Origin of the sequence: Solibacillus silvestris (assembly GCF_051967575.1) — a bacterium.
Taxonomy (GTDB): Bacteria; Bacillota; Bacilli; order Bacillales_A; family Planococcaceae; genus Solibacillus; species Solibacillus silvestris_B.
In genome coordinates this window covers 14,764-30,505 of sequence record NZ_JBQCJW010000032.1, presented here as the reverse complement: position 1 = coordinate 30,505, position 15,742 = coordinate 14,764, and the positions used below count along the sequence as shown (strand labels likewise).

Sequence of the window (15,742 nt, the reverse complement as noted above, 5' to 3'; positions counted from 1 at the left end):
TTAAAACCCGGCTTTTTGCAAGAAATCCATCGTCAAATTCCCGCTTGTCCGATTAGCTATATGCTTTGCTACATATTTGCCGATCAAATCTGTTTCAATATTGACGATGTCGCCTACTTGCTTCATACCTAGCACGGTTTCTTTATACGTATGCGGAATGAGTGAAATCGTAATAACCGAATCCGTTAAATCGAAAATCGTCAAGCTTGTGCCATCGATCGTGATCGAGCCTTTTTCAATACAGTTAGCCAGCAAATCTTTCGCGATTGACAAATCCACATAGACGGCATTGGCAACTGGCCGCTTTCTTAAAATTGTTGCAATGCCATCGACATGCCCTGAAACGATATGACCGCCAAATCGGCCATTCGCGGCCATTGCTCTTTCTAAATTAACGATTGAACCGCTTTTTAACTGCTGCAAACTTGTCGACTTTACTGTTTCGGGCATGACATCTGCCACGAAATAATTATTTGCAAACTGTTTAACTGTAAGACATACTCCATTTACAGCAACACTATCACCAAGCTGCATGTCTTCCAAAACTTTGCCGGCGCGAATGGACAATTCCATCGATTGAGTAGACTGCTTTAAATTTTGTACAGTCCCCAGCTCCTCAATAATTCCTGTAAACATCCTGCTCACCTCTTTTTCAAAATAAAAAACCCCGAACAATAAGTCGGAGTTTCGATGAGAGGTAAAATTGGCATCGCTAAATAAGACTTTTAAAGTTAATTTTTAAAAAGTCTATATGCTCTGCTTCCTTCTCCCATCCAGACTATAACTGTCGGTCCTAGAATTGCACTAGCTCCTGCACGCATATTGCGGCTCGCAGACTTAAGAATTTTCTCTATCACTGCCGATTGGGATTTTCACCCGACCCCGAAGGAATATATAATTGGCGAATAAAAAAATCCCGTCAAGAGGATGACAGGATTCAAAAGCATAGCAAAAAAGACATTTTAAAAGAAAAATTTTTAAAATGCGGCGCACGCTTCCTTCTCCCATCCAGACTGTAACTGTCGGTTCTAGAATTGCACTAGATCCTGCACGCATATTGCGGCTCGCAGACTTAAGAGTTTCCTCTATCACTGCCGATTGGGATTTTCACCCGACCCCGAAGGAATTTATTCTATTCGAAAGCTATTGTATCATAGAAAATATATTAGAAAAAGAATTATTGCTATTTTTGCTCGTCAAATGAAAATAAGGTTTTCCTGAAAATTAGAAAAAATGCAGTTTGCCGCTATTTTGTTCAGGACAAAGGGAAACGACCTTCTTCCATATAGCAAGCGCTTCTTCAACCGTCTCTACTATAAAAAATAGTACAAACCATGGTTTCGGTTTGTACTACTAATGTTAGGAAGTTTTGAATCCTATGCATTATTTCTTCTGTAAATCAGCATTGCCGGTAACCGTGCCTAAAGTATCCTTATGATCGCTTTTTTCCTCATTTCCGTAAATGTCCCAATTGAATAGGTTCTCTAATAGAAGAGCGAGTATAATCCCCACTAATAATCCGCTGCTAAGAACTGGACGGATAACACTTGGAACGGTAACAAAATAAGATGCTGGCAAGGTCATAATCACAACCCCTACAAACAGCGGGACAGCCGAACGGTAAATGTTGACCGTATTGTATTTAACCTGTTTAAAGAAATTCAATGAAGAATTAAAAAGTAGCAAATAAGAGACAAATAACGCTGAACTACCAACGCTTAGTGGAAGTTGTGAGAAAATGTGGCCAATCGTTGGAATGAGACCCATCACAAGAAACATAAACCCGCCAAGCGCAAACGGAATTCTATTTATAATACCTGTTTGGCTTAAAAAACCAATTGAAGACACGTAAGGTGAATTCGGAACAAGACCAAAAAAACCTGCTATAAGAGTGAAAATACCTGTAATTGTAAAGGAAGCTTTATATTCGGATTTAGCAGTTTCCACTTTATACATGCTTTCCGTCCCTTTTAATGCGCCAAACGTGTTTGCAGAATTCAACAATCCAGCTATAACAGCCGTGATGATAATTCCTAAATCCCAAGCAGGCTTCCCTAGCGGAAATAGTTCAAAGCTAAACGATGTAGCTTCGCTGACATGGTTTTCCGGCTTGAAAATAAGTGCATAAATAATCCAACCACCAATAATTCCGATAAGTAAACCATATCGCCGAACACTTGCGGGTGCTTTCACGCTGATTACGATTACAATAATTGCTATTACTATTGATAATAAAGAAATGGCTCCATCAATATGTGCACCGCCTGCCTCGTTGCCAAACGGAATACCTAACATCCCTTTTAAAAAGATGCCTATTAATTGACATCCGAACAAAAACATAAACACGCCCATTACCGCAGGATTAAACAACTTGGCTATACGGGGCCCCATTCCTGATATTCCGATCAAAACGGTCAAAATTGACGATAGGATAATTCCGACTGTTAAACTTCCGCCGACGATAGTTAAAGGCATCCCTTGAGCTGCAGCTGTCGTACATAGCGTCAAAATTATACCCCACCACAGACCGGATTGTCCTTCCATAATCGCTCTCTTATGCCCCAAAAAAGCTTGAATTATACAAGCCAATCCTGTCACGGTAAAGGAAAGTTGAAGCATATTAACAATTGTACCTGACGAAAGTTCAAATGCAGCCCCTACTGTTATAGGTATGACAACAATATTCGTAAAAATAAAAAAGAGCCACTGTAAGCCCGAAATCCAGTTACTTGCTTTTAATAATTCATTCATAACATTCACCTTTTCTATTTTGAGTAAATCTGTTAGCATTACTATTTTAACTTGGATACAAATTCCTCGGAAACTCCTGGATTTTCTTTAGTATTCCATTATTTCAATCTTTATGCACTCTAGTTTACAGCTATTCTCTGAAGTTGTCATTGTTTATTATGGATAATTTAAGCACTGGTTTCTATAAGAATAGAATTAATACTATCAATGTAAGCTAAAAAGGAGGTCTTCTGTGCGATACAGAATCCCCCCTTGGTTGCGTAAACTTTTATCGTATTTGTTTTTGACAATGGTAACCCTTTAAATTTCCACGCGGTACCGCCAATTCGCCCGTTTAATATCCTCGTAGTTAATATAAGCAACACTCGCCTCAATGACATCGTTTAAATTGAGACTATGCATTTTCGCGAAGTCTTTTAGGCTTAGCAGCAATTCCTGGTCGCAAGTTGTGCGGAATTCAATCCTGTCTTTCGGCCGGTTCTTTTTGTTGTATGCAATGGACCCAGATTTGATTAAATTGCTGTAGCCGTTTTCCAGCAAATAGCCTATATGTGTATTGTGTTTGTCGGCCAATTGCTTTAAATTGGATAAAATAGCCGCGCTCATTCTCGTTTTATAACGGATTCGCGATACATCCGTAGTTTGAGTAAGCTTTCCATTATGTAGCTTCCACATGGTCATTCTCCTATCAAAGAAATATAATAATACAATTATAGCGAAATCAGTGCAAAATGAAACACTCCTTATGCGATAAGGAGTGTAATGTGTAAAGTTGCGATCTGAAATTCTTATTAAGTTGTATTGTTTTGTACGATAGTTTAACTTTAAATATCACGTTAGAGCTGAAATTTTCAATGGTATATCTTAATTCGTGTATGCATTTCGCTCGCCTAAATTTGGTTGGCATCTTTCGAAAATCTTCGTTAAAGCATTTTGTTCATTAATTGCCTAGAAAAAATTGTTTTCAATTTTCATATTACAGTAAAACGCATACAACGAAGCTAATAGAAATCACAATATAATCTATCTAAACTAGCGGTTAATCAATAACTCTTCAATTGATCGCAACTTTACTTATAAATAATATACCACGCCTAAAGAGCTTTAAACCTCTTTTTTTAAACTTTTTCTTTCAGAATTTCACCCGTTCAAGTATATAATAGTAGGGACGGAGGTGTCTTATGCTAAAAATTAAAAAAATAGAATTCATAAAAGTTCTTTATGATGATGCGTTGGCACAAAATATATTTTCAATTGCAAATATAACCTTTTCAAATAGAAGCCCTATTTATGGTGCCCTCCTTTATTGGCAGCAAAATCAATCGGCCGAACCATATACGAAAGAAGGCGATTATAAGTTTTTCTATGATTTAGCGAAAGCTCAATACTTTGCGGCAGTTAAATTCCCGAAAGACTGCACTTTAACCAAGGATGAACGCCAGGAGCTTGCCTATATTTTATTGGAAGAGCGCGGAGCAATCGGGACATACAGCTTTGTCACGACGAAACCGAAAACCCCTTTTCATTTGAAAAAAGCATTTCAGGCAATTATGTTCCCTGAGCATTTTTCGGTGGACCATTTCAATGCTATTTCAATTATGGAAAAGCTCGAGTCGCATGATCCGTCAGTTTATGATGGACTGCCATACGAGCGCGCATTTTTGGAGAATTATATTGAATGGTGCCGATTGGCCGTAAAGCAGCACCCTTCCAATTTGACGCCGTACCTTCAATATTTGCCGTTTTCGTATATTTGCTATGCGAACCCGTTTTTATCGGAGCAGTTTTTGGTCGATTATTTACCTCGAGTAAGCTTGGAGGCACTCCAGCAAAATAAAGCGGTGCTCGCAAGATTGACAATATCGTTCAAACGCTACTTAGTCACTTATTTGCTGAAAAACAAAAAGCGCATTCACCCGGATTTTGTCGATCAATTGGACGATTTTATCGAGAGCAACGCCTTTTACAGCTCATTTGATGTCGTTTACTTACCGGAGGCGGATGAAGTTCCGGATATGGACCTGCACTATTTCGAATACGAGCGCGGAAATTATAGATGGGCAGGAAGCGAGCATCTAGTAAAGGGAATTCCTTCGCTCATCTGCCAAAAATACAACCGCTATGGGGATAAACGTCCAACAAATACCGAAATGGATGAAAAGTTTCGCGGTTACAATGCCGAGCAAAAGCAATTATTCACGGCAATCGCAGAGCTCCATTGGCTAAATAGGTACCGTGATGAGCTTGATTGGTCCTATGTATGCCAATACAATGAGCATTTGACCGAACAATTTTTAACGGCGCATTTAAACTATGTCGATTTTAACGCACTTGGCCTAAATACAGATATCGCTGTAAACATTGATTTTTTAACGACGTATTTGCACCGCTTCAACCATCAAAAGGCGGTGCCGTTAATTATTTGCCATTTAACGGAGCAATTTTATTTAACGCATAAAGATGAAATTAAAGTCGATATCGATTTATTGTATAAATATATGGACAATATCGACGAAGACGAATTTTTGCGGATAGAAGGTTATTTAATGGAATAGCGAAAAGACTGCCTTGTAAAGTAATTTTACGAAGCAGTCTTCTTTTTGTTATTTTTTGTTTTTAACAGATTGAATGAAATCTTCGAGAGTTAATGGATCATTTAAATATAGCCCTTGCACATATTGGCAATTCAGCTCTTTTAAAACAGCCAAGTCTTCCCCGTTTTCAATATTATTAGCCACTACTTCTAAATCCAGCGCATTCGCTAAAGAAATAATCGCAGCAATCATTTTAGCGTTTGCCGGCACTAAATTCAGTTCTTGTGTGAAGGAGTTATCGATTTTTAACGAACTGATCGGAATTTCCCTTAAATAGTTTAACGATGAATAGCCTGTGCCGAAGTCATCAATCGAAATCGTTATACCCATTTCATGAATTTGCTTAATTTTATCGATCAGCTGAAGATCTGTATCAAGCATGCCAAGCTCTGAAATTACAATTTCCGTATATTGGGGTTCTAAATTGGCCTGCTGTAAAGTCATAGTCAAATCTACGATAAAGTTGGTCTCTTTAATATAGTCAATAGATAAATTGATGGCGATTCTAAAATTCTCGTCTACAAATGGCTTCAATTCGACCATTTGTTTAACGGCATTTTGCAATACCCACTGATCAATATGTGTAATCAGTCCGCATTGTGCAGCAAACGGCAAAAACTCTTCCCGTTTCATCTCGCCAAGCTCATCATCCACCCAGCGGATCACCGCTTCAGCCCCGACGATTAAGTTTGATTGCAAATGATGGATCGGCTGATAATGAAGAATGAAATTGTCTTCACGCAATGCTTTGTGCAGCTTTGTTTCAAGCACTAAAAATTGGTCATTGGCGCTGCGCATTTCCTTTTTATAAATGCTGAAGCTATTGCCCTTTTTGGCTTTGGCGGCATACATTGCCACATCGGCAGTTTTCAGTAATTTTGCCACTGTCTCGCCATGCTCTGGATAAATGCTTATTCCTAAACTTACACTTGCATAAAACTCATAATCCTCAAATACGAAGCTCTCTTTGAACACTTCCAATATTTTTTCGGCCATTTCATTAATCAGCGCAATATCATCTAATATATATACAAATTCATCGCCGTTCATTCGATAAAAGGAATTGGATTGGATGTCTATTTCGCGTAAACGTCTTGCCAATTCTTTTAAAAACATGTCGCCGATTTTATGCCCTAAACTATCATTAATATTTTTGAAACGATTTACATCAAAAAAGCACAGCGCAAATTCCTTATGATTGCGTACACTATTTGAAATTTCGTTTTCAATTCGCTTTGTTAGACTACGGCGATTCGGCAAGCCGGTTAAATCATCGTGATATGCAATATGCGCAATTTTTTTTATGTTTTTTTGAGCGGTTATGTCTGTTCGGATGGAAATATAGCTTTCAGGTTTTCCGTTTTCGCCTAAAAAAGGTACGATAGTCGTCTTCACCCAATATAAGGAGCCATCTTTCGCGCGGTTGCATACTTCTCCCTGCCAAGTGCCGCCATTTCCTATTGTGCGCCACATTTCCTTGAAAAAGGATTTTGGATGAAAACCCGAATTTAAAATACGATGGTCTTGTCCAATAAGCTCCTCCCTTGAGTATTTCGAAATTTCGCAAAATTGGTCATTCACCTTTTGTATGAGCCCTTTTTGGTCCGTCACCGCTACGATTGCAGTTTTATCTAATGCAGCTTTTAAATCCACAAGCTGGTTATATGTAAAGTCCATTGAAGCGAGTGCTTTAGAATCTGGTAAACCCTGCATGAAAACCTCTCCATTCCAATTCATAAATAATTTCATTATCCCGAATATTTTCTATTGATAAAATTATAAAACTAAATAACTTATTTAGCCAACTTTTTATGTAAAAGTATGTGATTTTATGAGGATAATTTGATTATAATTCACAAATTCATCATAAATTACTAGGTTAAAATAGCCTAATGCTAAAAGTTGAAATAATGCTAAAGATTTAATTTGTAAATATTTTCGCCTAGAAATATTTTGTTTTTCAATCCCCTGGATTGTTCTGCATTTGAATAAAGAGTTTTTAGTTTTCTCCTGTCAGTCGATTGAAGAGACCAAATAAAAAATAAATCAATCTACAAATTTAACGTAGATTGATTTATCGGAAATTATTGATTTGTAAGCTCATGCTGACCTCGATGCAGCATCGCATAATCTTTGAAGGCATTAAGCTGCTGTTCACTTAAATTTAAAAGGTAGTAGTGGAAATTCACGGGCTCTGAATGATGTTTTTCGCAAGCTTCTTTATAATGTTCATATCCTATTTGGTGATCATTCATCTTTATTTCATCTCCTGTTGAATCGCATAGCCATTATATGCGAGTAATTGTTCGTGCGAAAGCTGATTTACATAATACCGGTAATTCACGGGCTGTAATCCAAACTGCTCGCATTTTTCAACATATACACTATACCCTTGTTCAAAATTCATCATCTTTATTCCTCCTTTGTACTATAACAGTAAATATTTTGTGAATTAAATATATAACAGATATAATGCAGTGTCAATGAATTAACTGAATTTTTTACCGCAAAGTTTAATTTGGGCAAATCGGGTGAAATCCCCTCTACGAAAAAACTGCGAAATTTAAAAATATTCCGCAGTTTAGTTTACATAATATTATTATTGTTATAATTTATTGAATGGGTTGTTTTTTAATACTTCCTGAATTTGCTCATCTTCAATATGTGTGTAGATTTGTGTTGTTGCTACACTTGAATGCCCTAATATATGCTGCAGACTTCTTATATCGGCGCCAGCTTTATACATCATCGTTGCAGATGTATGGCGGAGCTTATGCGGTGTCAGCTTGTCTTTTGGAGAATCGCTGTTTGCATTAATCGTTTTAACAATGCGCGCAATCGATTGTCTTGCAAAACGCGTTCCCTTTTGCGAAACGAATAGTGGTTCTTGTCCTTCTCCTTTATAGTCGTTGCGCTCTGTCAAATAATTTTCCAGTGCATTCATGCATGCATCATTCAAATACACATGGCGCTCTTTATCCCCTTTTCCGATGATGGTTAACTTTCGATTATGTATGGAATCCATATTTAAGGAGCATAATTCTGATACCCGAATGCCGAGATTCAAAAAAAATACCATCATGCATACATCGCGGGAGCTGTAATGCTGTTCGCCTACTGCACTAATAAAGTCTTTCGCTTCGTTATAATCTAAATAGATGGGCTGCCGCTTTCCGATTTTCGGTGTTTCCAAATGTTCGGCGGGATTTTCTTCGATTAAACGGCGCTTTCCTTTTAAGTATTTGAAAAAAGCTTTTAATGTTGCGACTTTGCGGGCACGGGTAGCAGAAGAATTGCCGCGGTGTACTTCGCAATATTCCATGAATAAATATAAATCCTCCAATGTCACTTCTTTAATCATTTCAATTGTCACATCCGCAATATGTATCGTATGTATCATATGGAGCGGGAGATCTTGTTCGATGGCTTTTAAAAAGCGCATAAACAAAGTTAAGTCATATTCGTATTCTTTTCGGGTTCTTGGTGACTTCCCTGTGATTGTTGTTAAGTATATTAAAAAATCGCGTAAAAATTTAGGCTGCTGCATTTTACTGAATTCACCTCTCCTGACTGTAATTATAGCATAAAAAATGTTCCCAAATTTATATTTGGGAACATTTTTGCTGAAATAGAAGAAATTCAGTTCATATTCTACTTTTTAGAACATATGTTCCTGCGCTGTATTTTCGCATTCAGACGAAGTGAAAATTGTTTTTGTGCATCATTATCCACCTCGATTCGTCTGAGCGCCTTTTTGTATTTGAGGAGAATGGGATTATTTTTTCTTATTGTAGGGAATAAACGGGCTAGGAGGTGAAACGATGAATTCGCTCAAGTCGCATTATGTTTTTTATTATCCATTTAATTATCGGCAATATTGTTTCGAAAAATTTCAGCAAATATTAAAGCAGCATCAATTTTATCATGTGAAAATTGATGAGCATGATTTCCATCATACACTGTACGGACCGGATGTCGAAGTTTCGCACGAATTGTTGAAGCAATTTTTTTATCCATTCATTGAAGAGAAATTTTTAAACGACGAAATATCGAAACTTCATTTTAACCGCTATTCGAAAAGCATAAATGGACAAGGGAAAATGGTAACACAATTTGAGGTGATCCCTTTTACGCTGCTGAGCGCCGATATTAATTTATGCCCCTTTGGTATCGGAATTGTGGCACTGCGCATACAATTGGCAGATGAGCTGGATGTAGACAGCGCTCTATCTTTTGCTCATTTTTTCAGAGTGCTGGAGCCAAAAATCGATGAAGAACTCGGTGCGGAAATTTTGTACGAAGATTTTGTATTCGTAAATACCGAACAACTTTTATTCCAGAAAATTACGCCGTTTTTAGGAAAATTCTTCGTCGACTATTCATCGATTCATAAAAATATTAGTAAGATTCCGTTCTTTGAGGATGAGCGAATGTATGTCAGTGCTTTTTTGCATTTGGAGGAAGATGTGGAGCTGGATAACGAGCTCTTATATCGTGCAGGGCAATTGAATGGACGCGACCGCTATGGAAATCCCTATATTTCGAGCACAAATGAACATTATATTGCAGAAGCTGTGGAAGCATGCAGCTATAGGCGCTGGGCTCCCGATTACTATATGATGACAACACTTCAAGGCCATATCCATTTAACGACAGTTGATGGAGAAAGTATGAAAAGGTATTTGAACAGTTTTCATTCGATTTCCTATTATACGGTATTAATCCATTATTTTTATAAGCTAATGCTATTGAAGCTGGTGTTTGAACACAGTGAACTGAAATTTTCAAAAGACAAAGACGTGATCGAAGAGCTCATTGAGCAAATCACAAAATTTTCATCGAGGTATTATTTTTCCGAAGTATCTGTAAGAACAGAGGGGAAAGAAATATCCCAGTATTTCAGGAAAGTATTCCGCATAAAGGAGCTTTACAGCGAAACAAAGGAGACGCTTGAAGAACTTTATCGGATCCAAGAAGACCGCTCGACAGACAGGCTGAATCAACTTGCTTTTATTTTAACGATTTTCAGTATGATTTCCGGTATATATGGCATGAATTTAGTAATTGAAATGTTGGGAGAGCCAATTCGATTGTCCGATATTTTTAAATTTACATTATTTGAGTGGATCGCATTTATACTGACATTGGTCGGATTACTCATTATGGCCGTTCTCGTAACGAACCAAATGTATAGTTTTACGAGCAGTTTTTTCGAAAAAATGCGAAGGAAACGTCTGCGTTAACCTCTTTTTTTGAAGAAAAGCTGAATTTTAAGCGTGTTGAATGTCTAGTTGACTTTAACACGCTTCTCCGCTGTTTATTCATAACATAAATATCCGGTATATCACGATGACTATGATGACAATAACTATTAATTTAATCAATTTCCCGATGGTCTTTATAAGAAAAGGAACGAGCAAAAGTAAAATGATTAAATAAAAGAATTCCATTGTAATTATACGAAAAGCGTAATAGTTTCATCATTACGCTCGACCTTCCAATTCGATGACAGCATTTTGCGGATTTGCTGTTCTGTGCCTGGGGATACTCGCAATTTACGCAAACCATTTCCCGTTTCCAAAAGCTCATATTGCGCTTCTGTAATCCCAAAACGCATGCGCAATAAATTTTTCAGCCCATTGATCGTAACAAATTTAACTTCATAATCGCCTTCAAATGCTCTCTTGAACTGTTGCGGATTTTCTTTAATTAACGTTTTTAGTAGATCAAAATCCATATTATAATCTTTCTTGAAAAATTGCAGATTATCATTTTCAAGATGGTGTTTCACTTGCTCGAATGTATATGGATGTGCTTTTAATACTTCAATTGTATAGGCTTCCATCATAGAAATCGCCAAAGTCTTCTCCCCCGTTTCATTAATTGCCGGCCAAAACTGGTTGACATGGCAATGGCAGTTATTCTTCTTTATTGTAGCATAGTTTTACTGTTTTTTAGGAAAGCGTTGTTCTCTTTCTGTTAACACGCCTTTTCTTGCATATCCGAATTGTTCGTATAATGCTTCCGTGTCATTTTGGTCTTCTAGCTGTTTTTGGATCGCATAATATCTTATATTCGTGGCCGTCACTTTAAATTGCAGCTGCTCGGACATCGATTTAAAAATTCGTTCGATTGTTTTAACTGTTACAGGCTCCCCCATTTTATTGCCGACTCCAAGCCATACGAAACGCGAATTTTCGGATAGCGGCATAAAGCTTATCGTTTGTTGTTTATAATTATTCAGCAATTCCATAAGTGTTGGCGAAACATGTAATGACCGGAAGCTTTTCGATGCTTTGACGATGATTTCATTTGTTCGTTCATCAATATGCCTCCATTCCATGCGCACTAGCTCTGCAGGCTTCATTCCAAGCTCCGCCATTGTATAAACGATTGCTGTATTCCGTAATGCGAGCCATTCATGCTCCTCATTTTGCGCAATTTCATATTGCGTCGGCCAATAGGCGAGTGCCCTTTTAAACTGCCTATGTTCCAGAACAGCTAGCTCGGTAAGCTGTTTTGCGCGCGGTTGCAGCAATGCTTCATTATACGCACCAATCACTCCGCGCAACTGTAAAAAAGTTAAAAAATGGCGGACTGACGCGAATTTCCGGTTAATTGAGTTGACTGATTGGTATTTTTCTTGGATTGTTTTTGCATAGAGCTGCAGCGCTTCATTTATTTGATTTGTATTTTGAATGATCTCTGCAAATTGCTTTGCGTCCAATGTATATTGCTTCGTTGTGTGAAACGATTTATTCAATGACTTTAAATAAGATTCAAATGCCTTTACATAGTAGAGGATATCTAGCATGCCCATTACCCCTTTATCCGTATTGTATCATGCATTTTATAAAAAAATGATAACAGGTTTATACAGAAATGCTAAACAACCCGCAATTTTACTTGAAAATTCGTAAGTCGCATGTTAATACGGGAATAATCGTCTATAATTAGCGGTATAAGTTGATTAAGGGGGAATTAATATGCAAGTGCGCACAACAAGACTTGAAGCGGAAGAAGCAAAAATTATTTATCAGGAGACCGCAGGAATCGCGATTATTACGATACACCGTCCACAATTGAAAAACGCATTGACAGCAAATATGTGGGACCAATTAGCGAAAATCGCATTGCGCACATTGGAAAACCCCAAAAATAAAGTATTACTGTTGCGGGGCTCTGGCGAAAATTTCACGGCAGGCTCGGATATTAAAGAATTCAATTCCATCTCTTTGGAAAAAGCGGAAGAAGCATTCGTACATATGGAGAAAACGATTTCCACAATCGAAAACTTGCCGCTTCCTGTTATTGGGGTTATTAACGGTCCGGCGATGGGAGCAGGTTTGGAACTGGCGCTCGCATGTGATATACGCATCGGCTCGGACAACGCGAAGATGGGTATTCCAGTTGGTAAATTGGGAATTACATTGAATAATAAATTTGCAAAACGTTTAGTCGATTTAGTCGGTCCATCGGCTACGAAAGATTTCGTTTTTACAGGGCGTATGTACAAAGCTGAAGAAGCTTTTAAAGCTGGCATGTTAAACTATCTGGTCGCGGAAAAAGATTTAAACCGTTTTGCGATTCGCATGGGCAAGCTTGTTGCGGGAATGTCGCCGGATTCTTTATTGGCGGTAAAGCGTGCAGTGAAAGAATGCGTCGATTCTGCACCTGCATTATGGGAAGGCTCTACATCATTTGTTTCTAAAACAGACTTCCCGGAAGGTGTGCGGGCATTTGTCGAAAAGCGTCAGCCAACTTTTTCACGACATCTGCGTAAATAATAAAACCTGCATTACGAAATAAAAAGTACTCTACAAGATAGAGATATAATAAATCTATCGTGCAGAGTACTTTTGTTTATAGGAAGAAAAAGAAGCTAAAGGGTATTCGTTCCCCCATTTTTAAATGGAATAATTAATTATTTAAATGGACAATTCCGATAGTTCCTGGCGAATAGTACGAATATGTTCTTCCATTAGTAATTTTGCTTTTTCACTTTCGCCGCGACTAATGGCAATGTAAATCGCTTTATGCTCATCAAGGGTACGGGTAATATTTTCATTAGAAGACAAACGGTGTTTACGTGTTACTTCTATTGTATTACGCATATGCGGTTCAAATGAAGCGATTAATTGCACAAGTACGCTATTATTGGTTGATTGGGCAATGGCCATATGAAATGCTAAATCTGCCTGCAACCCTGCTTCCTCATCATCATGTGCAATATTCATCGCTTCAACGGTGTGCGCAATTTTTTCGAGATCATGCCCTGTTGCGCGCAAAGCAGCAAGCGCGGCGCATTCGGATTCCAAAATGAGGCGTAATTCAAGCATTTCATATAATATCGCTTTATCCGTTTTGATTAATACATCCGACAATTGATCTTGCAAATGAGGCACGGATATATTTTTTATGAACGTGCCATCCCCTTGCCGTATTTCTATAACACTGCTCAGTTCCAATAGACGAAGCGCCTCCCGTATTGATGTGCGGCTCACACTGTATTGCACGGCAAGCTCCCGTTCAGGAGGCAATTTATCGCCGATTTTTAAATGTCCCGAAGCAATTTCACGTTGAATTTTTTCAAATATAATTTCATATACCTTTTTTTTATTTGATGAAGCCAACTTATTCACACCTCTGTTATTTTACTAAAAATAAGCTCAGTGCCGGAACGAATGATATAACAACCACACAGACTATCATGACGAGTATAAACGGTACGATCGCCCGCATTACCCCTTCAAATTTTGTTCCGGCTATTTTATTTGCCACAAACAAGTTTAACCCAACTGGAGGTGTAATGTAACCGATTGCCAAGTTTACAATCATAATAATCCCAAAATGAACAAGATCAATGCCAAGCGCACTTGCAACTGGCGCTAAAATCGGTGTTAAAATTAAAATCGCGGCTGCCGTTTCCATAAATGTGCCGACAATAAGCAGAATGAAATTGATGATAAGCAAAGCAAAAATCCAATTATCCGTCACGCTTAATAAAGCTTCTGTAATTTGCATCGGTATGCGTTCGCGTGTCAGATAATAAGCGAATACAGAGGCACCAGCAATGATAAATAAAATGGATGCACTCATTACAGTAGCAGAAGAGAAAATATGATATAAATCTTTTATAGTAATTTCCCGATAAATAAAGACGCCGACGATCAATCCATAGACGACTGCCACAAGAGCTGCTTCAGTTGCAGTAAAGAGTCCGCTATATATACCGCCTAATATAATGACAGGCATCAGAAGTGCCAAAATCGAATCTTTGAATGCGATAAGGAATTCTTTGAAATTATATTTTTCACCTCCACCGTATCCTTGCATAATCGAAATGACATAAACAAGGATAAGAAGTGCTGCCGTGACAAAAATTCCAGGAATAATACCGGCTAAAAATAAATCACTAATGGAAACACTTGCCGTTACACCAAATAGTACGAGTGGCACACTTGGGGGGATAATAACGCCAATTGTCCCCCCTGCCGCTTGAATCGCCGTGGAGAAGTTTTTATCATACCCTTTCTTCACCATTGCAGGAATCATAATGGCTCCAACCGCGGCCGTTGTTGCAGCGGCAGAACCTGATAGTGCAGCAAAAAAGGTACATGAAATGATGGAAACAAGCGCTAAACCTCCGCGAACGCGACCAAGCATTACTTCTGCCAAATGGATTAGTCTGCGGGAAATTCCACCAGACTCCATTAATTTTCCTGCTAACAGGAAAAATGGTACAGCTAATAATGGAAACGAGTCTATCGAATTAAACATACGTTGGAAAATTGCCACAACCGGCATTTCGCTTTGACTAACGAAAAACAGTGTTGCGGCCATCGCAAGTGCAATAGCTATCGGTACATTAATAAAAATCAATACGAGCAATACAACGAAAAGAAGGATATCGATCATTAAGATAACTCCCCTTTCAGCTGTTTTGCCGTCACATAAAACAAGTTCATAACTAAAATAATGCCACTAATCGGGATGACAGAATACACAATCCCCATCGGAATTTGCAAAACTGCTGACGGTTGATTCATTACACGCATCGACAGCTCATAACCTTCTACAACCATCATGACAAAAAATACGAGACTTACTATAGCTGCAACGACGATTAAAATTTGCTTTATTATACCTTGAGTACGTTCGACTAAAAGTTCCATGCCAATATGTGCGCGTGTCGCAAGTGCATAAGCCGCTCCTAAAAATGTCATCCAAATCATGGAGTACCGGGATAATTCTTCGGTCCATGCGATGGAATAGTCGAAAAAACGGAATGTAATTTGGCAAAATACCGATACGACGAGCACAACCATTAGTACAATCAATACGCCATGGACAATTTTATTAATCCCTTCTACTATTTTCACCATTGTCTTTCCCCC

Annotated in this window: 15 protein-coding genes and 2 riboswitches; of the genes, 3 read left to right on the top strand and 12 right to left on the bottom strand. The window is 38.1% G+C overall.

Features of this window, described 5'->3' with window-relative positions; genetic code table 11:
* The 3 genes from ribE to ACTHOQ_RS15560 all read right to left on the bottom strand — a co-directional run bounded on the left by ribE (position 1) and on the right by ACTHOQ_RS15560 (position 3,426).
* Positions 1–636 carry a riboflavin synthase gene (gene ribE / locus ACTHOQ_RS15570; protein ID WP_440497068.1) on the bottom strand — a complete coding sequence of 212 codons (636 nt, stop codon included), beginning with the start codon at positions 634–636 and terminating at the stop codon, positions 1–3.
* A gap of 121 nt (positions 637–757) precedes the next feature.
* Positions 758–894, bottom strand: a riboswitch (FMN riboswitch).
* A 98-nt stretch (positions 895–992) separates the two neighbouring features.
* Positions 993–1,129, bottom strand: a riboswitch (FMN riboswitch).
* 254 nt (positions 1,130–1,383) lie between these two features.
* Positions 1,384–2,751: a uracil/xanthine transporter gene (locus ACTHOQ_RS15565; RefSeq protein WP_440497067.1), complete on the bottom strand. Its 1,368-nt coding sequence runs from the start codon at positions 2,749–2,751 to the stop codon at positions 1,384–1,386.
* 300 nt (positions 2,752–3,051) lie between these two features.
* Positions 3,052–3,426 carry an rRNA methyltransferase gene (locus ACTHOQ_RS15560; protein ID WP_440497066.1) on the bottom strand — a complete coding sequence of 125 codons (375 nt, stop codon included), beginning with the start codon at positions 3,424–3,426 and terminating at the stop codon, positions 3,052–3,054.
* A gap of 506 nt (positions 3,427–3,932) precedes the next feature.
* On the opposite strand from ACTHOQ_RS15560, the gene ACTHOQ_RS15555 reads away from it, so the two are divergent.
* Positions 3,933–5,306, top strand: coding sequence for a nucleoside-diphosphate sugar epimerase (locus ACTHOQ_RS15555; protein ID WP_440497065.1), 1,374 nt, complete (start codon positions 3,933–3,935; stop codon positions 5,304–5,306).
* Between the two features lie 48 nt (positions 5,307–5,354).
* On the opposite strand, the gene ACTHOQ_RS15550 is transcribed toward ACTHOQ_RS15555, so the two are convergent.
* The 4 genes from ACTHOQ_RS15550 to ACTHOQ_RS15535 form a co-directional block, all read right to left on the bottom strand.
* Positions 5,355–7,058, bottom strand: a complete 1,704-nt coding sequence (locus tag ACTHOQ_RS15550) for a sensor domain-containing protein (protein WP_440497064.1) — start codon at positions 7,056–7,058, stop codon at positions 5,355–5,357.
* Positions 7,059–7,429: 371 nt separating this feature from the next.
* On the bottom strand, positions 7,430–7,600 hold the full coding sequence (locus ACTHOQ_RS15545; RefSeq protein WP_440497063.1) for a transcriptional regulator: 171 nt from the start codon (positions 7,598–7,600) through the stop codon (positions 7,430–7,432).
* A gap of 2 nt (positions 7,601–7,602) precedes the next feature.
* Positions 7,603–7,755, bottom strand: coding sequence for a transcriptional regulator (locus tag ACTHOQ_RS15540; RefSeq protein WP_440497062.1), 153 nt, complete (start codon positions 7,753–7,755; stop codon positions 7,603–7,605).
* 195 nt (positions 7,756–7,950) lie between these two features.
* Positions 7,951–8,892, bottom strand: a complete 942-nt coding sequence (locus ACTHOQ_RS15535; protein WP_440497061.1) for a tyrosine recombinase XerC — start codon at positions 8,890–8,892, stop codon at positions 7,951–7,953.
* 274 nt (positions 8,893–9,166) lie between these two features.
* Between ACTHOQ_RS15535 and ACTHOQ_RS15530 the strand changes: the two genes are divergently transcribed.
* On the top strand, positions 9,167–10,588 hold the full coding sequence (locus tag ACTHOQ_RS15530) for a magnesium transporter CorA family protein (protein WP_440497060.1): 1,422 nt from the start codon (positions 9,167–9,169) through the stop codon (positions 10,586–10,588).
* 212 nt (positions 10,589–10,800) lie between these two features.
* On the opposite strand, the gene ACTHOQ_RS15525 is transcribed toward ACTHOQ_RS15530, so the two are convergent.
* Together ACTHOQ_RS15525 and ACTHOQ_RS15520 are read right to left on the bottom strand one after the other, a co-directional pair.
* The gene (locus ACTHOQ_RS15525) at positions 10,801–11,205 is read right to left on the bottom strand and encodes a hypothetical protein (RefSeq protein WP_440497059.1); all 405 of its coding nucleotides are present in this window, start codon (positions 11,203–11,205) and stop codon (positions 10,801–10,803) included.
* Positions 11,206–11,289: 84 nt separating this feature from the next.
* Positions 11,290–12,159 (bottom strand): tyrosine-type recombinase/integrase, encoded by an 870-nt coding sequence (locus ACTHOQ_RS15520; protein WP_440497058.1) that lies wholly within the window; start codon positions 12,157–12,159, stop codon positions 11,290–11,292.
* 172 nt (positions 12,160–12,331) lie between these two features.
* On the opposite strand from ACTHOQ_RS15520, the gene ACTHOQ_RS15515 reads away from it, so the two are divergent.
* Complete coding sequence (locus ACTHOQ_RS15515; RefSeq protein ID WP_440497057.1) at positions 12,332–13,132, top strand: enoyl-CoA hydratase/isomerase family protein; 801 nt, start codon at positions 12,332–12,334, stop codon at positions 13,130–13,132.
* Positions 13,133–13,273: 141 nt separating this feature from the next.
* Here the strand turns inward: ACTHOQ_RS15515 and ACTHOQ_RS15510 are convergent, their stop codons facing one another.
* The 3 genes from ACTHOQ_RS15510 to ACTHOQ_RS15500 are packed head-to-tail and all read right to left on the bottom strand — an operon-like array spanning position 13,274 to position 15,730.
* Complete coding sequence (locus ACTHOQ_RS15510) at positions 13,274–13,987, bottom strand: FadR/GntR family transcriptional regulator (RefSeq protein ID WP_440497056.1); 714 nt, start codon at positions 13,985–13,987, stop codon at positions 13,274–13,276.
* 7 nt (positions 13,988–13,994) lie between these two features.
* A complete protein-coding gene (locus ACTHOQ_RS15505; protein WP_440497055.1) occupies positions 13,995–15,263 on the bottom strand; it encodes a TRAP transporter large permease in 1,269 nt (422 codons plus the stop codon).
* Positions 15,263–15,730 (bottom strand): TRAP transporter small permease, encoded by a 468-nt coding sequence (locus tag ACTHOQ_RS15500; RefSeq protein ID WP_440497054.1) that lies wholly within the window; start codon positions 15,728–15,730, stop codon positions 15,263–15,265. Before ACTHOQ_RS15500 ends, ACTHOQ_RS15505 begins: the two co-directional genes overlap by 1 nt.
* Positions 15,731–15,742: the final 12 nt, after the last annotated feature.